Source organism: Reichenbachiella agariperforans, assembly GCF_900142205.1.
Lineage (GTDB): Bacteria > Bacteroidota > Bacteroidia > Cytophagales > Cyclobacteriaceae > Reichenbachiella > Reichenbachiella agariperforans.
Genome location: NZ_FRAA01000008.1, coordinates 197,684 through 220,640, shown reverse-complemented (window position 1 = coordinate 220,640; position 22,957 = coordinate 197,684). Strand labels below are relative to the sequence as shown.

Annotated in this window: 12 protein-coding genes; 5 read left to right on the top strand and 7 right to left on the bottom strand. The window is 44.9% G+C overall.

Going from position 1 to position 22,957, the window contains the following annotated elements; genetic code table 11:
• The 3 genes from BUB99_RS17645 to BUB99_RS17635 all read right to left on the bottom strand — a co-directional run.
• On the bottom strand, positions 1–4,169 hold a 4,169-nt coding region (locus BUB99_RS17645; protein WP_139281083.1), incomplete at its 3' end, for a BspA family leucine-rich repeat surface protein.
• 131 nt (positions 4,170–4,300) lie between these two features.
• A complete protein-coding gene (locus BUB99_RS17640; protein WP_073124727.1) occupies positions 4,301–6,355 on the bottom strand; it encodes a tetratricopeptide repeat-containing sensor histidine kinase in 2,055 nt (684 codons plus the stop codon).
• A 57-nt stretch (positions 6,356–6,412) separates the two neighbouring features.
• The gene (locus BUB99_RS17635) at positions 6,413–7,165 is read right to left on the bottom strand and encodes a LytR/AlgR family response regulator transcription factor (protein ID WP_073124726.1); all 753 of its coding nucleotides are present in this window, start codon (positions 7,163–7,165) and stop codon (positions 6,413–6,415) included.
• Positions 7,166–7,484: 319 nt separating this feature from the next.
• Between BUB99_RS17635 and BUB99_RS17630 the strand changes: the two genes are divergently transcribed.
• From BUB99_RS17630 to BUB99_RS17620, 3 genes are read left to right on the top strand one after another with little or no spacing between them, the layout of a single operon-like run.
• Positions 7,485–8,855 (top strand): 3-keto-disaccharide hydrolase, encoded by a 1,371-nt coding sequence (locus BUB99_RS17630; protein ID WP_073124724.1) that lies wholly within the window; start codon positions 7,485–7,487, stop codon positions 8,853–8,855.
• 2 nt (positions 8,856–8,857) lie between these two features.
• On the top strand, positions 8,858–10,063 hold the full coding sequence (locus BUB99_RS17625; RefSeq protein ID WP_221407528.1) for a Gfo/Idh/MocA family protein: 1,206 nt from the start codon (positions 8,858–8,860) through the stop codon (positions 10,061–10,063).
• A 24-nt stretch (positions 10,064–10,087) separates the two neighbouring features.
• Complete coding sequence (locus BUB99_RS17620) at positions 10,088–11,416, top strand: Gfo/Idh/MocA family protein (protein ID WP_073124722.1); 1,329 nt, start codon at positions 10,088–10,090, stop codon at positions 11,414–11,416.
• An 876-nt stretch (positions 11,417–12,292) separates the two neighbouring features.
• On the opposite strand, the gene BUB99_RS17615 is transcribed toward BUB99_RS17620, so the two are convergent.
• From BUB99_RS17615 to BUB99_RS17605, 3 genes are read right to left on the bottom strand one after another with little or no spacing between them, the layout of a single operon-like run.
• A complete protein-coding gene (locus tag BUB99_RS17615) occupies positions 12,293–14,215 on the bottom strand; it encodes an AAA domain-containing protein (RefSeq protein ID WP_073124721.1) in 1,923 nt (640 codons plus the stop codon).
• Between the two features lie 9 nt (positions 14,216–14,224).
• Positions 14,225–14,908 carry an HAD family hydrolase gene (locus tag BUB99_RS17610; protein WP_073124720.1) on the bottom strand — a complete coding sequence of 228 codons (684 nt, stop codon included), beginning with the start codon at positions 14,906–14,908 and terminating at the stop codon, positions 14,225–14,227.
• A gap of 44 nt (positions 14,909–14,952) precedes the next feature.
• Positions 14,953–15,495 (bottom strand): hypothetical protein, encoded by a 543-nt coding sequence (locus BUB99_RS17605; protein WP_073124719.1) that lies wholly within the window; start codon positions 15,493–15,495, stop codon positions 14,953–14,955.
• A gap of 248 nt (positions 15,496–15,743) precedes the next feature.
• On the opposite strand from BUB99_RS17605, the gene BUB99_RS17600 reads away from it, so the two are divergent.
• The gene (locus tag BUB99_RS17600) at positions 15,744–18,101 is read left to right on the top strand and encodes a glycoside hydrolase family 2 protein (protein WP_073124762.1); all 2,358 of its coding nucleotides are present in this window, start codon (positions 15,744–15,746) and stop codon (positions 18,099–18,101) included.
• A gap of 117 nt (positions 18,102–18,218) precedes the next feature.
• Here BUB99_RS17600 and BUB99_RS17595 read toward each other — a convergent pair whose 3' ends face one another.
• Complete coding sequence (locus tag BUB99_RS17595; RefSeq protein ID WP_073124717.1) at positions 18,219–19,277, bottom strand: LacI family DNA-binding transcriptional regulator; 1,059 nt, start codon at positions 19,275–19,277, stop codon at positions 18,219–18,221.
• A gap of 384 nt (positions 19,278–19,661) precedes the next feature.
• Here BUB99_RS17595 and BUB99_RS17590 point away from each other — a divergent pair, with 384 nt between their 5' ends.
• Positions 19,662–22,946 carry a SusC/RagA family TonB-linked outer membrane protein gene (locus tag BUB99_RS17590; protein ID WP_221407527.1) on the top strand — a complete coding sequence of 1,095 codons (3,285 nt, stop codon included), beginning with the start codon at positions 19,662–19,664 and terminating at the stop codon, positions 22,944–22,946.
• Positions 22,947–22,957 lie beyond the last annotated feature (11 nt).

Sequence of the window (22,957 nt, the reverse complement as noted above, 5' to 3'; positions counted from 1 at the left end):
GGGGCTGTCACGTCTGCGAAAACGACCTCTTGCGTTTGCGTACTTGTATTGCCATTGGCATCACTGTATATCCAAGTCACTGTTGTTGTACTTGTAATCGGGAAGGTCGTTTCAGTAGTGGCAGTGATCACACTGGTACAGTTGTCTGTAGCAGTAGGAGCAATCAATGTTTCTACTTCACCACACTCGATATTTACAACGGCAAGTGTCATTACATCAGCAACGGGAGACTCACTATCGGTGATTGTTACTTGTTGGGTTTGCGTCGAGCTGTTGCCTTCACGGTCTGTGAATGTCCATGTGATCTCAGTACTTGCGAATATTGGAAACTCTGATTCCGTTACACCCGTGATGGTTTCATCGTTCTCGGCATCATAGGCAGTCGGCAGTACAGTCGGCATATCTACGCTACAAGCACCTACTAAGTCGTCCAACTCTTCGGCGACCGTAGGGGGACAGTTTTGCTCATCGCCATCGAAGCTCCATACATAGCCAATGCCTAGTGTCGCTCTTGGGTTTCCGTCACAATAGTACAACCCCTCAACACCTAGACTGATATTCGACGGGATGAGTGTTTCTCCTGCCTCGGTATCCAGTGTCGACCAACCAGCTAGGGTGAGATCATAATTTTGGACGGAAAGTCCAGAATAATTAAGCATTTCTTCCATGTTTAGAACCGAGCTAATGTCCCAATGGCCCAAACTTTGATCGAAGGAAGAAGCTCGGTAAAACATGTTTTCCATGTTTTCCACCTGACTCACATCCCAGTTGCTCAGATCTCCATTGAAAGAAGACGCGTAATAAAACATGTCGCTCATGTCAGTGACGTAGGACAAGTTAGGCGCATCTGTAGCGTTGTATACCATGTTTTCGGTGTACCTAAATGCAGACTCCATGGTTTCCCATTCGATATCCCCCCATTGTTCGATACTCATCAAGAATTCTCCTCCGGGTCCATTTGAGGCACTTAAGCCAGGAAATTGGCCGTAGATAGATACCGTGTAGATGCCTGCAGTGGCATAGCTATGTATAGGGAAGGAGTTTTTGGTGTAGACAGTATTGTCTACTGTGCCATCGCCCCAATCTACAATAAAGTTAAAAGGAGAATCTGTATTCGTATTGATTGGAATAAAAACAAAATTGCTAAACCCGAAATCATCGATGGTTTGCCAGGTCGTGACGAATGGTCGTCCGACAAATACATATTGCTCCTGCGTTGCGGTACTACCGTCCGTTGCGGTATAATTCCAGACGATAGTCTGTGGTTCGGTGATTGGGAATATGGTCTCTGTTGTTGCGGTGATAGCTTCTCCATCGCAAGTCGTAGCAGTCGGTGCGTCTATTGTCTCTATAGACTCTTTACTGATTACACTAGCCAAGTTGTTGGTGTTGGGTACTATTCCGTTTTCGGCTTCACCGTCCCCGTCAATAGTCCAAGAGTATGTATCTATGAGGATATTTCTGTCCGTATCGTCACAATAGCGCAGCCCTTCTGCTCCTAAATAGATGTCAGTAGGCACACTTGTCTCTCCGTTGTCTGTATCCAGTGTAGACCAACCTGCCAAGGTCTGCTGATAGTTTTGTGCAGACAATCCTGTCCCACTCAACATCTCTTCCATGTCTTCGATACTGCTGATGTCCCAATTCCCAAGGTTTTGATTGAAGGATGAGGCGCCATAGAACATATCGTCCATGTATTCGATTTGACTCACATCCCAGTTGCTCAAATCAGCATTGAAAGAAGTTAAGCCATAAAACATACCCGAAAGGTCCGTGACATATGAAAGATCAGGTGTGTCAGTGGCATTGTAGACCATCTTTGTGGCTCCTTCAAACATGTAGCTCAGATCATCCCATTGGATATCTCCCCATTGATCTATGCTCACCAATTTGTCAGGAGAGTAGCTGTCGTAGGCATAAAAATATGGAAACTGCCCATTCACAGAAACCGTATAGGTCCCAGCAGTAGCGTAGCTGTGCACCGCATCGACATCTTCAGAGTATATTGTTTCGTCTACAGTGCCATCTCCCCAGTCTACCACGAAGTTAAAATCTTCGTCGTATCCAGGGATATATACTACATTGTTCTGTCCTTCCAAATTGTCAATTGTTTCCCATGTGGTGACAAAAGGCCTTCCTGCAAAAACATATTGCTCTTGGGTCGTGGTGTTGCCTCCAGTAGCGGTGTAAGTCCAAGTGATGGTCTGTGGAGAAGTGATTGGTAAGACTGCATCTGTGGTCGCAGTGATGATCTCTCCATCACAAGCAGTCGCCGTAGGCGCTACTAAGCTCTCAAGGCTGCTTTTGCCTATGACTGTAGATAAAAATTTGGCATCTGGCACGATACCTCCGTCAGCCTCTTGATCACCTGAAATATTCCAAGAGTAGTTGTTGTTTAGCGTAGAGCGGCTTGTGGCATCACAGTAGATCAGTCCATAGGGTGATGGATACTGATTCGTTGGAATCTTCGTTTCTCCTCCCTCAGTATCCAATGTTGCCCAGCCAGCCAGTGTCTGGTCATAGTGAGGAGTAGAAAAACCAGAGTAGCTGAGCATGCTTGACATTTGCGTCACCGAACTGATATCCCAGTTGGCTAGACTCTGATCAAATGAAGACACTCTGTAAAACATGTACGACATGTTGGTCACGTGGCTGACGTCCCATGCACTAAGGTCACTGTTGAAAGATTGGGCGTTGTAGAACATACTGGACATATTGGTCACATGACTCACATTCCATCCACTGAGATCTCCCGTAAAGCGCGTAGCATTGTTGAACATGTTGTACATGTCTGTCACCTGCGTGAGGTTAGGTACGTCTGTCGCATTACAAACCATGTTTGATAGGTTGGCAAATGCACTATTCATTGACTTCCACTCGATATCCCCCCATTGTTCGATTGTCATGAACTTGGATCTGTCAAATGCGGAACTTGATGAGATAGCCGGGAAATCACCATATATCGAAACGGTATAAGTTCCCTCAGAGGCATATTCGTGAATTGCCTGGTTAGCTTTCGTGTAGATGGTATTGTCTGTACTGCCATCGCCCCAGTCTACCTTATAGCTATAATTATAAATCAATCCGCTGTTGATTGGAATTCTAATGAAATTTTGGGCATCTATGAAATTGGCTGTTTCCCATGTGGTAACGAAGGGTCTACCTACCCAAATTTCTTGTTCTTGGGTTCTACTAGCTCCGCTTGTCGACGTATATGTCCATGTGATGGTCTGTGCTTCACTGATTGGAAATGTTGCATCTGTCGTAGCAGTGATTGCCTCTCCATCACATGTCTCTGCGGTGGGAGGGGCTAAACTTGTGATAGGCTCTTGACTGATGATGTATTCTAAACTTGCATTGTGCAGTATAATCCCTTGTTCTACAGGCGCGTCCCCGTTGAGGGTCCAACCATAAGTGTCTGCTAGCAAGGTCCTAGAAGAATTGTCACAGTAGCGGAGTCCTTGAGCACCAAATGTAACGCCTGTGGGTATACTGGTTTCATCTGTGTCTAGTGTGGACCACCCTGCTAGTGTCTGCTCGTAGTTGTCAACAGAGAGATTTGTGCCATAGAGCATTTGGCTCATGTTGGTCACATGACTAATGTCCCAAGCACCCAGATCCGCATCCAGTGATGAAGCTCCCTGAAACATCCCAGACATGTCCGTCACAGCAGACAAGTTCGGTACGTCAGTGGCATTGATCTGCAAGTTGGTAGTATTTGCGAATGCGGAGCTCATCGTCCGCCAGGGGATGTCTCCCCATTGTTCGATACTGAGCAAGTTAGAGCTGCTACCATTGGGCATGAGTATGGCGTCAAAAAAACCACTGATTTGTACTTCGTAAATCCCTGGTTCGGCATAGGTATGATTGGCATCATTTGCTACGTGTGTATCGACAGAGCCATCACCCCAGTCCACCGTATAATCCAAACTGTATGTGTTGGAATTCCAGGGAATTCTGATGGATTGATTAGAACTTGTCGTCTCCCAAGTCGTGATGAAAGGGCGATCCTGCGCCTGAGCCAATCCTGCAATAAGCATGAGCAGCATGGCGATTAGCACTGTCTTGGTTTTGAAAGAAGGGATAAAGCGCCATCTTGAGACAGCAGATGACTCGGCAAGAGTTGCATTGAGTCGGTGGAATAGGGAAGTAAAAAATTGTATAATCATCGATTCACGGTTTTATTATCAACCGTGAATTTCTTCAATCCAAAAACCTTACTTTGATGACTTGTACATGAGTTGCTCAAATCCCTTCATGAGTAGTTCAAATTGCTACACGAAATCGATGACTGAGCTTCTTATTGTTCGTGCAAGATGCTCGTTTTCACCAGTTCTAAGGAGAAACTGACAGTGGTACCTTCATGGATCGTCACGTTGAGTTGACTGCCATGTATTTCTACAAATTTTCGACAGAGTATCAGTCCGAGTCCTGTGCCTTTTTCTCCGTCGGTACCAGTTGCGCTGGCGTTTAGACTTTCTTCCATGATTCGGCTTTTTGCCTCTTCGCTCATCCCGATTCCTGTATCACGGACATGGACAATCAACTGATCCGACCGTGACTCAATAGCAATTGTCACTTGCCCAAGTCGTGGGGTGAATTTGATAGCATTGCTCAGTAAATTACGCAGTACGGTGCCTATCATATTGATGTCTGCACGTACCCAGACACCTTCCTCTTCATAGATAGAGTCGACGATCAATTCTACCTCTTTGGCTCGTGCACTGGGGGCAAATATCGTCACCGCATCATCTATCAGGAGTTGGAGGTTGATCTCCTGCGGTTGGTAAGGCAAAGTGCCAAGCTGGTTCAAGGTCCATTTGAGGAGGTTATCCAATAGGTGATTGACTTTGTCTGCAGATTTGTCTACTTGTTCTATCAGTTGGTTTACCTTTTGAGTGTCGCCCTTTTTCATTTGGTAGTGGAGCATGCGTCCAATCCCCTGAAAGGACGTCAGAGGTCCTCGGATATCGTGAGCGATCAGTGCAAAGAACTTGTCCTTCATCTTGTTGCTTTCCATCAGCGCGTCTTGAGAGGCATTCAGTTTTTTGTTGATATCAGTGATAATTAGGTTTCGCTTGTCCAGTGCTCGTTTGGATCTTCGGGTCTGGATGAACCCAAAGATGAATCCTCCACAAGCGAGTAAGGCTACTCCTGCCAAGATAGTCAAGCGCATTTTTTCCATCCGACCCTGTTCCAGGTCCAAAGTAGCCAATTGGTTTTGCTGTTGGAGGGTTAAGATTTCATTCTCTTTCTTTTCTGCTTCGTACTGTTCTTGTAGTGCCAGTTTATTTCGTTGGACTTCCTCACCTGACAGGCTATCTCCTAATGTTTTGAACTGCTTGTAAGCAGCGAGTGCTAGATCATATTGTCCAAAGGATTTATACGCTTCTGACTCAATCTCATAGACCATCACCATGGTATGCCATGCGTCGTATTTTTCGACGATTTGTTTGGCTCGATCCAAGTGATACATCGCCAGATCTCTGTTCTGAAGTTGGGCATACGCAGAAGCAAGGTTGGCATGAGACTCGATAGATATCACCTCATCATTGCGCTCTTCTTCCATCGCCAATCCTTTCTTCTGATAGTCAATGGCTTTTTGTAAGAGGTTCTGCTCTAGATAGACAGAGGCCATGTTGCCATAGCTATAGGCTTCTAGGTCGTTCCATCCATTTGGTTTTGACAACTTGATGGTCTTCTCGTAATAATACAACGCACTGTCATAATTTGGCCCCCCGGAGTAGGCGTTGCCCAGACCCAAATACGACAAAGCTTCGCCGCGTAGGTCTCCAGTATCCTGGTGATAAGCCAAGCTCTTTCGGTGGTAATCGATGGATTTTTCATTGTCTCCCATCTCGTGCAAGGTAGAGGCAAGGTTGGCCAAAGTACTGGCGTAAAGTCCGCCGTGTAACTTTGGGTCTATTAAGCGTAAGGCTTGATAAAACAGAGCGATGGATTCATCAAATCGACCAAACTGACTCAGTGCAAATGCCTTTAGTTCTAACCCCTCCGCTGTGAGCATCTTGTGATCGATTCCCTCACTCAATCGAATTCCTTCATCTATTAGGGTAATTGCTTCAGAAGCACTTTTTCCCGTAATAATGGGAGCAGCTACATCATAATAGAAATCTATCAAGATAGAGTCCGAATCAATTGACGCAGACAACGAGTCAAAATATGAAGCCCAGTCTAACGTACTAGATTTGGCATACATCTGATTGATCAAGGAGTCCAACAATATTTCATTATCTGCCTGCTGCGCTTCTATCATTTGTCGCAGGATAGGTGATTGGGCATAGGATGTCCCGACGAGAGTCAGGCATAGTGCTAAAAGGTAATTTCTAATTTGCATGAACTGGTTCAATCTTAAAATCATTCTCAATATTATCGCCCCTCTTTGAACAGGTAATTAGTGTAGCATTTGTAATCTTTTAAACAAAACGGTCTTGTAGCTGCGACCAAAAGGGATCTCCCTGCCTTCAATACCGATCATTAGATCAGCTTCTTCTATACTATTAATTCGGTCTATGCTGACGATGTAGGCTCGATGTACCCTCAAAAACAGCTTAGGGTCGAGCTGTTGTTCCAGTGCCTTGAGCGACATGCGCAAATGATATTGGTGTGTAGTAGTGATGATTTGACAATAGCGTTCATCTGTTAATTCTATCCAGAGTATATCTTTGACCTGTACTTTCTCAAGTTTACTTCCTCTTTTGAGGAAAAAACTGTTTTGAACGAGTACGTCAGTATTCCACTCCGATTGCTGAGTGTGAGAGGTCGTCTCCTGTCGACTAAATTTGTGGATGGCGAGTTCTATCGCAGCTTGTAGGTTGCCTCGCTCGACGGGTTTGATAAGATAGGCATAGGGATTTGTCTCCATGGCTTTGCCCAAAGTTTCTTTGTCATCAAATGAGGTCACAAAGAGAAAAGGAGTAGGGCGAATGCGTTGTATTTTTTGAGCAATACTGATGCCGCTGTCTGTGTTTTTGAGTGAAATATCTAAAACAATCACATCGGGTTTCATGATTTGAATGCTGCGAAGTAAATCCTTCTCATTGTCGTGAACCCCGACACAGTTGTATTCCATTTCATCGAGTAGCATTTCCATTTTAGTCGCATGAGTCGTGTCATCCTCAGCAACGAGTATCTTTAATTTGGCCATAATTACTTCTGTAATAGTAGGTTGTGGTTGGCTGTTTAGTATAAGGATACGATGGAACGTGAATTTAGCATAAATTCGCTATTACAGATTAAATACTTCATGTATGATTAAAATAATTCTAGAGAAAGAATGACTTGATCGAATAAATACAATAAGGATGGATTGTACAGACGATAAAAGATTAACAGTATGAATTTTATTCTAAGGAATAATCTTTAATACGTAGTATTATTTAGTTCTCTTATATATTTTTGAAATACGTGTGTACGTTAACACAACTTGTCGAATGACAAGAAATTGAAAGCAAACGAAGATAAGCATGATTAGGAAAGTAGGATTAGCACTATGCTTAGCATTAAGTGTAGGGACAGTGAGTGCACAATGGGTGGACTTGTTCAACGGCAAAGATCTAAAAGGATGGACTCAATTAGGAGGAAAAGCGACGTATGAAGTCATTGATAACGAAATAGTTGGTGCAGCCGTGCCAGACACACCCAATAGTTTTTTGACTACCAAAAAGAAATACGGTGACTTCATTCTAGAACTGGAAGTTTTTATTAATTCTGGTCTCAACTCAGGAATACAAATAAGATCAAATACCGACAAGGACTACAGAGATGGAGTAGTTCATGGATATCAAGTGGAAATCGACCCATCGAGTCGTGGTTGGTCTGGCGGTATATACGATGAGCAGAGACGGGGATGGATCTATCCCTTGAGTCGAAACTATAAGGCAGCTTCAGCGCTCAACAAAGCAGGTTGGAACAAAATTCATATAGAAGCAATCGGCTCTGAGATCAATACATGGGTTAATGGTGTGCAATGTGCCAGACTCGTTGACGATATGACCGCTGAGGGATTTATTGGGTTGCAGGTGCATAGCATCTGGGAAGATCATCTCAAAGGTGCTCAGATCAAATGGAGGAATATCAAGATACTGACGAGTGGGTTTGAAAATGAGGAGTGGGACAGAGCCCCTGCCGTTCCAGAGTTGAGTTACTTGAAAAATCAACTGACTGACTGGGAGCAGCGCAACGGATTTAGATTGTTGTGGGACGGAACGACGAATGCTGGATGGAGAGGTGCAAAATTGGATGAGTTTCCAGTGTCTGGTTGGAATATGGCCGATGGAGTATTGACAGTACAAAAGACAGATGGAGGAGAATCTACGGGTCCAGGTGATATAGTGACCATCAATAAATTTGCCAATTTCGAGTTGGAATTGGAGTTTAAAATCACAGAAGGAGCCAATAGCGGCATCAAATACTATGTTGATCCCAGTCTCAACAAAGGAGCAGGCAGTGCCATTGGTTGTGAGTTTCAAATCCTAGATGATGAAAAGCACCCTGATGCCAAAAAGGGTGTCAACGGCAACCGTACCGTTGGATCGTTATACGATTTGATCACCGCAGACAACCTATCTGTGAAAGACCGTGGTAAGCAATTCAAAGGTATAGGTCAATGGAATAAAGCCAGAATAGTAGCTAAAGATGGCAAAGTAGAGCACTGGCTCAACAACGAAAAAGTAGTAACGTATGACCGTCATTCGCAGCTATTTAAAGCACTGGTGGCCTATAGCAAATATGCGAAGTGGGAGAATTTTGGTCAGTGGCCTGAGGGCTGTATTTTGCTCCAAGATCATGGAGATGAGGTCAGCTACCGTAGCATTAAAATCAGAGAACTGAACTAAGTATGAGGGACAAGATTGATAGAAGAAAATTTGTAAAGGCTGGAGCTGTGACTGCTGGTGGTATGTTGTTGGGTGCCAACTATGCTACGGGGATGTTTGGGCGAAAGCCTGATGAGGTCGGTGTGGGAGTGATTGGTACGGGAGACCGTGGTACTGGGATCATCCATCTCATCGGTGAGATAGAGGGAGTGAAAGTCACAGCATGTAGCGATTTGATTCCCTTTAGGTTGGAGGCTGCATGCCAGAAGGCGCAGGTCAAGAAAAGCTACGAAGATTACCGAGAACTACTAGAGGACAAATCTGTAGATGCGGTCGTGATCACCACGCCATTTAGTACGCACGGGGAGATTGCTATCGCAGCATTAGCAGCAGGAAAGCATGTCTACTGTGAGAAAACTATGGTCAAAGGCGTATCGGAGACGCAGGCTGTGATTGATGCGGCCAAAAGAACGGACTTGGTCTTTCAGACCGGCCATCAGTACCACAGTAGTCCGCTTTATAACCGTGCACGAGAAATCATCCAGTCAGGCTATATTGGAGAGGTGACTGCCTATGAATGTCAGTGGAACAGAAACGGAGACTGGCGTAGACCCGTGCCAGATCTCAAATGGGAGCGACTGATCAACTGGCGCATGTATCGAGAATTTTCTGGAGGTTTGCCAGCGGAGCTCATGTCACATCAGATTGATTTCGTCAACTGGGTTAGCGAGAGCCATCCAGACAAAATCACGGGATTCGGTGGGATTGATCACTGGAAGGATGGTCGTGAGACCTTTGACAATGCGCACGTACTGTTTAGGTATCCATCGGGATTAAATGCGTCCTTCACGTGCACGACGACCAACGGATACGAAGACTATCAGATCAAAGTACTTGGCTCTGAGGCAACTTTGATTCTTGATTATACAGCTGGCAAGATATACCATGAAAAAAGAGGAGGGAAAGCAACAGGAGTCGTGGATGGCGTATCAGGTGCTACGATTCAGGCATGGCAAGAGGGAAAAGGTGCTCCGATAGATGCGCCAGGCAATGACCCGACGATAGATGCGCTACGCCAGTTTCATAAATCCATCGTTGATGGAGATGCCGTGATCTCAGATATTCAAACAGGAGCTACTACGGCTAAATGTGTACAAATCGTATTGGACGCATTGCACGAGGGTGGTGTCAGGCAGTGGTCTGACTATCCCGAACTCAACTTTAAATAGAAACACGACCTAAAGCGCAGGATTATGTCAACAAGAAGAAATTTTATAAAGAAGTCAGCCATTGCTGGAGCAGGAGCTTCATTTGTACTGTCAGGCACTGGAGCTTGGGCTTTCTCTCCTAACGAAACGATCAATGTAGCCATTTTGGGCACAGGAGGGCGGTCTTATGCCTTGATGCAAGCCATCAGTTTTTGTGATAATATCAACTTAGCCATGTTATGTGATGTGGATCAGGTTCGTTTGGATCAATCCAAAAGTCACGCAAAGGAGAAATATGGATTCAAAGTGAAAACAGAGACAGACTTTAGAAAGGTTCTAGAGAAAAAGCAGATAGATGCCGTGCTCATCGCGACACCAGAACATTGGCATGCGCCTATGGCCATCATGGCGATGCAGGCGGGCAAGCATGTGTACGTGGAAAAGCCCTGTAGCCACAACCTTCATGAAAATGAACTGCTCAATGCAGCGTACAAAAAGTATAACAAAGTCTGTCAGATGGGGAATCAGCAGCGTTCGGCACTGACTTCCATACAGGGGATAAAGGATATCCGCGACGGAAAAATAGGGGATGTATATGATGCCAAGGCTTGGTATGCTAATACGCGAGGATCGATAGGGATCGGCAAACCGACTCCTGTGCCAGAGACGTTGGACTGGGATCTATGGCAAGGGCCAGCGCCGAGAGAAGCCTATAGAGACAATGTGCATCCCTACAACTGGCACTGGTTTAGAAGCTGGGGTACTGGCGAAATCCATAACAATGGGACACATGAGATAGATATCTGTAGATGGGCACTAGGTGTGGATATGCCCAATAGGGTCGTGTCGACGGGTGGTCGGCTGCATTTCAAAAGCGACGACTGGCAGTACTATGATACCCAGTTGGTGAGTTACGAATTTGACGGAGGCAAAACGCTCAACTGGGAAGGGCGAAGTTGCAATGGCATGAGTTTGTACAATCGAGGTAGAGGAGCGATTATTCATGGTACCGAAGGATCGATACTGCTCGATCGTGAGGGATATCAATTGTTCGATTTAAAGGGGAAGGAAATAAGTTACCAAGCAGAAAAAAGCGTAGGTACCTCAAGCTCGACGCAGGATACTACGGGGTTTGACTGGCTAACAGTTAGACACATGCAGAACTTTGTGAATGCAATTCGTAGTGGGGAGCAATTACGCTCTCCGATTGATGATGGAAGTATTTCGACACATCTATGTCACTTGGGTAATATGGCGCAGCAGCTCGAAACGAGTCTCGACGTAGACCCAGAGACAGGTAGAGTGATAGATAACGCTGATGCGGATGCGCTCTGGAAGCGCACGTATGAGCCAGAGTGGGAGCCTAAGGTGTAAGTATTGTAAATAATACTGCACAGTGGTCGCAAAACCGAGATGTGCTAAAGTGCGTCTCGGTTTTAGCTTTAAAAGTGATTTCCTTGGTTTGTTGGGTAGTCTGTTATGATACTTTTATCTTATAGAGGTTTAACTAGTAACCTGAGTTCGATTAATAAAGGATATAAATCATCTTCTTAATTCAAGGTTTTTGAAAATTATACTGTCTGAGCGATAGCGAGTTTATAATTTCTAGCCTTTTTGCTTCCTTTTTTGGCAATGAAAAAGAAGCGTTTACCTGCCGGAAGCATGGCCTGTCTGGCTTGAAGACAAAGTACAATTGATGCATTTCAGAAACGGTTTTAATGAAAGTTAAAATCAAACTCAGGTTAGTAATTGGGCACAAGAGGGTATAGATGTAAGGTGATGCTGTGTGACTCCACAGCATCTTACAACAAAAAGATATATATCTAAACTTAAAAAGATTTATATCTAAATACAAAATGATATATATCTAAACTTGATAAGATATATATCTAAATATAGAATGGTATATATCTAAACTTAGAAAGATATATATCTAAAATGGTTTAGATATATATCAAAAGGCTACAACCTAACGAGGTTTGATACACTTTGTGCTTATGTCTAATGCTCATCTACCTTTTAACCTGAGTTTGATTAAAAATGAATCATGCTCTATATACTTTATTCAAGGGGATTGAAAATTATACTGTTTACACGGTAGCGCGTTTATAGGTTTCTAGCCTTTTTCATTGACAATGAAAAAAGAGGGAGCTATTTATCTACCGGAGACATGGTCTATCTGGCTTGAAGACAAAGTATGATTGATGCATTTCCGACAAGGGTTTAATGAAAGTTGAAATCTAACTCAGGTTAGTACATCAATTCAAATGCACTGCGGTAGGCGTCTATTTCGTGGATGTAGTCTAGGAATTTTTCGTAGAAGCTGTGCTGACCTATGGTGGCACTGTCTCCGATTACCACTAGCTTTTTCCTAGCGCGCGTCAGGGCGACATTCATGCGTCGGGTGTCTTTGAGGAATCCGATTTCTCCTTTGTCATTGGACCGAACGAGGCTGATGTAGATTACATCACGCTCTTGCCCTTGGAATGAATCGACGGTGTTGACTTGTACTTTTTTTGCTGTATCAGGTGCTAAACCGCTCGCGAGTAATTTTTCAGAGAGTAGTGCTGTCTGTGCCTTGTAGGGGGAGATAATGCCGACACTTTCTAAATCCTCTTGTCGCTCCATACTGTCTAGACTGCCAAGGTATTCGATGAGGTGTTTCATCACGATATCGGCTTCTTCTTCGTTGAACGAGCTGCGTGTTTCTTTGTCTACAGCTTCGTAAAATGCACAGCCTGCTGTATCGATGAACTCCACTACACTGTCCTCACCAAAGACTTTCCAATCCTTGACCATGGCATCTGCTGTCAGGTTGTTTTTGTAAAACGTTCGGCTGGAGAAGTTCATGATCTGCTCGTGCATGCGGTACTGGATAGAGAGCATTACGTCTGCTTCGTTGCGGTCTATGGCCTTTTCGAAGAGTGTCACTTCTAGTCCTTTTTTGGCTGCCTCGTAGGACTTAATCGTAGGTGGTAGTTGGCAGTGGTCTCCAGCGAAGATCACGCGCTGAGCCTTTAGGATGGGGATCCAAGTGGCAGCTTCCATGGCTTGAGCAGCCTCATCGATGAACACTGTACCGAAACTCATGCCTTTGATATAGCTGTTCGTCGACCCTACCAGGGTGCAGGCAATGACCTGCGTCTTTGCGACGATATCGTTGATGATGTAGTACTCTAGGTTGTTGGCAGCATCCTTGAGTTTTAGTGCTTCTGCTTTGATGGCGCGTCGCTGAGCTTTTTCGGCGTGACCAAAGTTTCGCTTGTACTTACTGGCGAGTTTGAAATACTCCTCGGCTTGCTTGCGCATGTCTTTGAGGCTCTTGAAGTCATCGTGGTTGGCTATTTTGGCATCCAGCGTTTTGTTGAGGATGTCTTCGTGTACACGAGCGGGATGACCGATACGGAGGACTTCTATGTTTTGCTGCCCGAGGCGGTCGGTCAGTAAATCTACCGCTGCATTGCTCGGAGCACAGACCATGACTTGTTTTTCCGATTTCAGTGTTTCGGCGATCGTGTGTACGAGTGTTGTGGTTTTTCCCGTGCCAGGAGGGCCGTGGATGATGGCTACATCTTGGGCATTGTGTACAAGTCGCAATGCCTCATTTTGGCTATCATTCAGGCCGATGTCTCGGATGACTTCTTGGTTGTCGAATCGTGCTGCAGTAGTGCCTAGGATCACGTTTTTTAGTTCCTCGATACGGTCTCCTTTGGATTTGATGACTTTGAAGAGTGCCTTTTCCATTTCTCGATAGGCATTTTCATCAAATAGCAATTGAATACCGAGCTGTCCGTGATGCACCCACTGAGGTACATCGTCTACATTGAGAGTGATGTGCATGTCAGTCTTGGTGACCGAGTTGACCACTCCAGATACCGCTTCTTCGTGTTGACTATCGCCCGTACTGTTGGAGAACATACTAATGAGCTTGCCAGACTGAAAAAGGTGCGCATCGGTGTGCTCGGGCTGCCGAGATACTTTGACGATGAGTCGTTCGCCTGCATCAAAGCGTGTCTTGTTGAGGTCTACGGGATACCAGCATACACCTGCTTTGCGTCGCTCTTTGAGGGATGTGCTAGACATCTTGAGACGATACTGACGTAGATCTTCTTCTTTCTCTTGGTGTAGGAGTTGTACTTGTAGTTTGAGTTCTTCCTGAATGTTTTTGGACATAAACGTGGGCTATAGATGCTGAAGGATTTGGCGGATATCGGTGAGTTGGATCAGTTGTTTGTGCTCGATTTTTCGGTCTACTTTTTCGTGTTCCCATGTGATGTGATAGGGGATGTGAAAGGCATGACCACCTAGGTTGAGTACAGGTAGTATGTCCGACTTGAGCGAATTGCCTATCATCGCAAATTCGGCGGGATTGATGTCGAGATGCTGGATGACGCGCTGATAGTCATTCTCTTTCTTTTCGGACATGATTTCTATGTGATGAAAATACTTTTCTAATCCTGATTTTTGGAGTTTGCGTCGCTGGTCTAGTAGATCACCTTTCGTTGCGAGTATTAGCCTGTATTTTTCTGATAGGGAAGAGAGAACATGCTCGACATCATCTAGCAGTATGACGGGTTTTTCGAGGAGTTCTTTGCCGATGCGCAGAATCTGCTCGATATCTGTGACGTTGATGGTACGACCGGAGATTTCGATGGCACTCTCTATCATCGACAGCATGAAGGCCTTGATGCCATAGCCATAACGTGTCATGTTGAGTAGTTCGATGCGGTAGAGTTCTTTGACAGAACTATGCTGCGGCATGTAGTCTTCGAGCAGCCGACAAAATTCAGTTTCGGCCTCTCGAAACAGACCTTCGTTGTGCCAGAGCGTGTCGTCCGCATCAAAGGCGATTGTTTGGATATTCATACTTTAAGATTGGAGTCCATTGTAGACCCAAAGTAAGAACTTTTTTAGCGTTTGAGCATAGGGAATGGACGGTTTAGATGACCGATGGCATAGCGCATTATTTTTTTGAATACTGTTTTTTGAAAGTTGAGAAAAGGGAACTCTTCTCGCAGGTGTATATAGCGTGAACGGGGCAGTCCGTGTCGTATCGTACCAAAGCTCAGATCCATCAGATCTGCTTTGCGAAAAGCCTCTATGAGTGACTGGTTAGCACCTTGGTAGGAGCTGATTTTGTGATGGGTGACGATGAGGTCATGCACCAGAGGGGTCAGGATGTCGCTATGGTTTTCGGATAGGTAGGCTTTGGCTAGGTCAGTACTGGGCTGTAGGTAGTCCATGGTATGATTGGACCAAATACCTAGGTCATGAAATGCCGCTGCTATAGCCAGTGCGGCTTGTTCCTCGGGAGTAGGTTCTTCGGTGTTGAGCAGTAGCGTGAGATGGTAGACCCGATAGACATGGTTGCGATAGGCATTGTAGTCAGCGCCTAGGGCAGGGGTGTAAAACTGTAGAATACCCTCGATGCGAGGGATGGATTTGTTAGCCATCTGGGGAGTGTTTCGTCTGGTTACGAAGCTACTAGATTTTGTGCGGTTTTATGTGTGTGTTGCATGCTTATGGAAATTGAGTGAGAAAACGGTAGGGGGATGTTTTCCTGTTAAAGCCTGTTTTCTCTCCGTATGGTGTGTTTTTTAGATGCGATGTAAGACAATTACCATTTTGTGGTCGATTAGTACAAGTGCTTTGAGATTGGATCAATGAATATTGTATTGTAAGCATCATGATTAATTTGGATATGAGACAAGGATTACTAACGACGATATGGATAGCCGCTGTAGCGGTTTGCTCTTTTCAGTGTAGCGCACCTGGTGAAGGAAATACACGGAGCGTTACTGGTTTTAATGAGGGGTGGAAGTTTACGAGAGATACGACAGAGACCATAATTTGGGAGGAGGTACAGCTGCCCCATACCGTGCAAATAGAGCCGCTGGTCGTCAACGACATGTGGCAAGGTACCAGTTGGTACGAAAAGGATGTTGACCTTTCGCTTCAGGATGGCCAGAGGGCGTTTGTGAGATTCGAAGGAGTCATGCACGAAGCAGACGTCTGGTTCAATGATAGATTCGTGACTCAGCATCAGGGAGGTTACTTGCCTTTTTCTATCGATATCACAGATTATCTCGATGAGGGGTCTTCTAATACATTGCGTGTACGTGTCAACAACGAAAACAATCCGGTCATTCCACCAGGGAAAGCTATTGAGGTGTTGGATTTTAGTTACTACGGAGGGATCTACCGAGATGTAACCCTTTCGGTTACCGATGATATTTATATCACGGATGCAGTGCATGCCAATCAGGTGAATAGTGGAGGCGTTTTGGTGCATTTTACAGAGGTCTCTTCGGAGGTAGCCAAAGGGATACTCAAAGTTCATATCAAGAACGATAGTCACAAAGAGCGTGAGGTATATATTAACTACAAGTTGGATGGTAAGGATTATACTTCAGAGACTGTACGATTGGCAGGGGAGTCCGATACGACTTTGATGCAGACTTTGGAGGTCAAAAGTCCGAGGTTGTGGTCGCCTCAAAGCCCTGAGTTGTATGAAATAGCGATTGAGGTGATGGCAGATCATAAGCCGGTGGATCAACTGATCGAAACGACCGGGATTAGAAAGATAGAACTAACCGATGACGGTTTTTTTATCAATGGTAAAAATACATTCATCCGAGGAACAAATAGGCATCAAGAGTATCCATATGTAGGTTATGCCATCTCTGATGCGGCGCAGTATCGTGATGCAGTTAAGATTAAAAATGCTGGTTTTGATATGGTGAGGCTGTCTCACTATCCACAGGATGAGGCGTTTTTGAAAGCCTGTGACGAACTAGGAATCATCGTCATGAACTGCCTAACGGGTTGGCAATTTGTAGGAAATGAGGCATTTGTAGCGAACTCCTATCAGGAGATTCGGGATATGATCCGTAGAGATAGAAATCATCCGAGTGTCTTCTTTTGGGAGGTGTCGCTCAACGAGTCAGGGATGAGCGACGAGTTCATGGTGATGGCCAATGATATATTGGATGCTGAACTGCCCTATCAGGATATATATAGTGCAGGGTGGATAGATCACCCATCCTATGATTTGTTCATTCCTGCCCGTCAGCACGGTAAGAGTCCTGATTATTGGAATAACTATCAGGGTGGTGTGCGAAAAGTGTTCATCGCAGAGTACGGAGACTGGGAGTATTATGCCCAGAATGCGGGATTCAACCAAAAGGCATTTGAGGATCTCGCGGAGGAGGCTCGTACGAGTCGTCAGCTCCGAAGTGCCGGGGAACAAAGATTGCAGCAGCAGGCACTTAACTATCAAGAGGCGACTAACTCTAATAGAAAAGGACGAGATGTGGGCACCATTGGAGATGCCAATTGGCTGATGTTCGATTACAACAGAGGCTATGCTGATGACTTGGAGGCTTCAGGGATTAGTGATGTTTTTCGCATACCAAAATTCGCACATAGTTTCTATAGAAGCCAGCGCCCAGCCGCGGAACAGTATGGTTTTGCTGGTATAGCCGATGGATCAATGGTGGATATCGCGACGTTTTGGACAGAAAGTTCTTCACCAGTTGTGAAAGTCTATAGCAACGCCGATGAGGTAGCACTTTACCTCAATGAGGAGTTGGTCGAGAAGAAATTAGCCGAACGAGATATATACGCTACGGACTTGGACTTTCCTCCATTCGTGTTTGACTTGGGAGAGTTTGAAGCAGGAACATTGAGAGCAGAAGCTTTTGTAAATGGCGAAGTAGTAGCGAGCGATACAGTGACTACAGCGCTAGAACCTACAAAACTAGGACTGAGCGTAGATTTATCTGGGGTGGCACTGACGACAGAGCGGTCGGATGTTGTATTTATCTATGCCACGGTCGTAGATCAAAACGGAACTTTAGTGAGTGATGATAGCCGTGAAGTAACGTTCGCACTACAAAGTGAGGAGGCTGAACTGATAGGGGAGAATCCTGTTAGGGCTGAGGCTGGAATAGCCACGATTTTGTTACGTACTACACGGTTTACGAAGGAGATTAAAATAACAGCTACTGCAGAAGGGATGTCTGAGGGTGAGCTAATCTTGAGTCCCGAGATGCAGTAAAAGAAAATAGTTTCAATACCTAGTTGTACTATTCTAAGTCTAGGCTTGGCGTTCATTCGCCAAGCCTTTCTTATGCTTATTTAAGATATGCTGGAGGCCTGTTGAGGAAACGGATGCCTAGTGGATTCGTGAGTTTAGGTAAGAGCCTACGTTTTGCTTGCTGATGATTTCTAAAGGAAACAGCTCTTCTCTTGGGAGTTCTTTGTGAAAGAGTAAATGGTTGGTTAGATGACTGATTCCGACTTGTGTCATGCGTTTCGGGTTTTGGTTGATCAGGAAGTTGATAACACCTTTTTCTAGGTAGTGGAGGTTGGCTGCTAGTAGGTCATAGCCCACGAGCTTGATGTGGGTACAGTTGTGCTTTTCCATGAGTGTAGCGATGATGTTGGTGCCTTGAGAAGTGGAGACAAATGCAGCGCCTAGATCTGATTGGTGTAAGATTTTTGAGACGATTTGATTCAATTCACCACTGTTCACATGGTTGAGATCATAGCTTTCTATATCATATGCAGTGCCGAGGAAGTCGCGCAATCCAGTTTCTTTGGCCTTGAGGTGGACTGAGTTGTCTATACTCTCGTGGATGTGAAACACTGCGACTCCTTTCTTTTCGGTATTGTCTAGGCTGAGTAATTCTCCTCCGACCTTTCCACTTTGATAGAGATCCTGACCGATGAAGGACAAAGGTTGGGCTTCTGGTATGTTGGTATTGAAGAGTACATAAGGAATCTGATCCCTATCTAGTTCCGCAAATAGGTTCAGAGATTCGTTGTGAAAAATAGGGGCAACGATGACACCATCTGGTTTACTCGACAAGACCTCTTTAGCAGATGTGGCAAAGGATGTGCTTTCATAGAGATCAAAAAAGTTCGGAGCGATCTCTAATCCATATTGTGACCACTCTTCTAAGCTAGGCTTGACACCCGATTCGGCCAATGCCCAGTATTCATCTTGTTTTGGATCGGGGATGAGTAGAGCGATTTTGAGTGCTTTTTTAGACCCGAGTGTTCTAGCGAGTAGGTTGGGTTTATAACCAGTCGACTGGAGTACATTCTCCACTTTTTTTCGAACTTCTTCAGCGACTTTTCCACGTTTGTGTATCACTCTATCGACGGTTCCTACCGATACACCAGCCATCTCAGCTATGTCTTTTATTCGTATGTTTTTGTTGTCGCTCATGTAGGTAGATTGTTTCAATGTCAAAAATAATCAAAGCACGTTGAATTAAAATTTTTAACCCTTATGAAAGCGGTTTGCTGTCAAAAGTCAGATTTGGCTCTGTACTTGCTTGTAAAAATTGTGTGCGAACACAAACTAATTGTGTGCGCACACAATTAGTTGTGAAATTGTTTTGTTTTTGTTAACTCTATTTCTATCTTGAACCCATCAAGTTGCAAAATGCCAGAATGTTAGCCTATAGCTAGAGGGGGATGAACTGTCGGTTTTGAGAGAAGAATGACGCTAGAGAATGAGCTATTGTGAGAGTGGTAGAAGGGGGGATTTAGTACGTGTGGATTTGATTAGAAACAATTACTAATTACTTATTAATACAAACCATTTTATATGATGAAACATTACAAAACACAAGTGAGGGCTTTGCTTGGTGTGAAGATTGACACGAGACCGGAGAAGGATCCTGGATTGATCTCCTTATGGGTATCGTCTACGAGTCAGTCATGGCTCAAAGGAGGTCTGACACTCTTAGTGGTATTGTTATTAGCGCTTAATTATGCGCAGGCACAAGTGGTCATATCAGGCACAGTAGCAGATGGGGCAAACGGATCTCCGCTTCCTGGAGTGACTGTACTGATGGACGGAAAAACGGGCGGTACCGTGACGGATTTTGATGGGAATTTCAAGTTGAACGCAGAAGAAGGGGATGTTTTGATCTTCTCTTTTATTGGTTATTTGAGTCAGCGTGTCACTGTAGGTAGTCAAACGATCATTGATGTGGAACTGGCAGAAGACTCCAAACAACTCGACGAAGTAGTTGTGACCGCATTAGGGATAGAGAGGGAAACTAAGTCTTTGGGGTATTCCGTGAGTCAAGTAGATGGAGACAATCTATCGAGAGCTAAGGAAGTGAATGTAGTCAATTCCCTTTCGGGTAAAGTCGCCGGAGTAGATGTGAATCTCTCAGGTGCTGGGCCGACTGGATCATCCAGTGTCACGATTCGAGGAAAAGCATCGCTGGGAGGGTCAAATGAACCGTTGTATGTAATAGATGGTGTACCTATGGATAACCGATCACAGGGAGAAGGAGCAGGCCAGTGGGGAGGATACGATTTGGGTGATGGAGTATCTAGTTTGAACTCTGACGATATAGAGTCTGTATCCGTACTCAAAGGACCATCGGCTGCTGCACTATATGGATCGAGAGCATCCAATGGAGTTATCCTCATTACGACCAAAAAAGGTAGAAAAAGAAACGGTATAGGGGTAGAATTTACCAGCAATGCGACCTTCGAAAAAGTCAGTGCTAGATTTGATGATTATCAGACAGTCTATGGACAGGGAAGAGACGGGCAGATTCCAGATGTGGACGATGCACAAAATACAACTCAGTCGGCTTGGGGAGCCAAAATGGATCCCAACTTGACGATTCCAATTTACAATGGTCAGTTGAAGCCTTATGGCGTAGTAGAGGACAATATATTAGACTTCTTCAGAACAGGTTCTACCTTCACCAATACCGTCGCACTGACGGGAGGTAGCGAAATCGCCAATATGCGTGTGTCGGTATCAGACATGAGAAACAAAGATATCATCCCAGGGTCAGAGATGGCTCGAAATACTTTTTTGGTCAACGGGTCGCTCAAATTGGCAGACCGCTTGACGATTACAAGTAAGGTAAACTACATACGTGAGTCGGCGACTAATCGTCCAGCACTATCTGATAACCCAAACAATGTGGGACTATCTCTCATCGGTCTCGCACCTAGTTTTGATCAAAAATGGCTGTCAGAAGATTACAAAGATGATGAGGACAGATATGTCGACTGGAATGGCGGCAATATCTACCGGATCAATCCCTACTGGTCGACACGAGAGATATCAAATGAGTCTTCGAGAGATCGCATCATCGGGTATTTGCAGGTGGATTACAGATTGACGGATTGGTTGAATTTGAATTTGCGTGGAGGTACTGATTTTTATCAGTCTAGATTCACCAATTTCTCACCTGTTAGCACGCCTACATTGGAAACAGGTAGTTTGACTGAGCAGAGTAGGTTCAATCGCGAGGACAACTACCAAGCGATGCTCGAAGTGCACAAGGATTTTAATGGAGGTTTTTCATTGTCGTCATACGTAGGCGGCAACATCATGACGTATAATGCGGAGACGTTTAACCAGGCGGGTACTGGAATCATACTCGAAGATGTGCAGACTATTCAAAATTTCCTGCAGGTCAACAATGGCTACTCGAATGTGCGCAAGCAGATCAATTCACTCTTTGGAGCAGTACAGTTAGGCTATAAGGATACCTACTTTTTGGATGCGACTTTGAGAAACGATTGGTCTTCTTCTCTAGACCCTGATTATAATTCATATATGTACCCATCTCTCTCAGGTAGCTTTGTGTTTTCTAATTTATTAGAGAGTAGCAAGTTTTTATCTTTTGGTAAGTTGAGGGCTTCTTATGCTGAAGTAGGTGGTGATACAGAACCGTATCGTTTGAGTCAAAACTATGGAGTAAAGGACTTTTCGTTGCTGGGCAAACCACTCGGAGAACTGTCAGGAGTCGAATTGGCCAAGGTGGATTTGAAACCGACGCGAACCTATTCGTACGAAGTAGGGGCAGACATTCGTTTTTTTCAAGATAGGTTGAGATTGGACGCAGCGTACTACTATCAGTTGACGAGAGATCAGATTTTGACACTCAACATCCCCGCGACGAGTGGGTACGATATAGCTGTCATCAATGCGGGAGAGATTCTCAACCAAGGAGTCGAAATCCAAATGGCAGCCACACCGATCCAAGTAGGCGATTTCCAGTGGAATGTGACGGTGAATTTTGCGAAGAATGTCAATTCTATCCCTGTGCTACACCCTGAGTCAGACACGTATTTGTTATCCAATGCAAGGTGGGCCAATGCGGCGATCGTGGCGACCGAAGGAGGCAAGTATGGAGACATCGTTGGCAAGAAATGGTTAAGAGATCCTGACGGAAATATCGTACACAATGCCGCAGGACTACCGGTACTCGATGATGAGGCAGGACAGCAGGTTTTGGGCAACGGTCAGTACGAATTCACTACGGGTATTATCAATGATTTCTCCTACAAAGGCTTCACGCTTCGTGCCTTGATTGATTACAAATCAGGAGCAGATGTGTACTCGATGAGTAGTGGTTTGGCGTATGCCAATGGTACTTCTAAGGAGACACTCGAAGGCAGAGATGCATGGTATGCGTCGGAAGAGGCTAGATTAGCAGCAGGTGTGACAGATATTGCGGCATGGACGCCTACGGGTGGATACGTCGGGAAAGGGGTCAAAAACACAGGTACAGCGGATAATCCAGTGTATGAGACCAACGACATCCCTACCAACCCACAAAACTACTGGGGGAGTTTATACACCCAATCACCGGAGTTGTTCATCTATGACGCATCTTATGTCAAGTTGAGAGAATTGGTGATTGGCTATAGTTTTCCTAAGAAGTGGTTGGGCAATATTTTGACGGCAGGATCGATCTCTTTCGTAGGTCGAAACCTCTGGCTGATCTACAGCAATGTGCCCAATGTAGACCCTGAATCAGGCTATAACAACAGCAATGGCCAAGGGTTTGAGTATGGATCGATTCCTTCTAGACGAAGCTATGGTGTCAACCTAAGCTTGAAGTTTTAATCACTAAATAG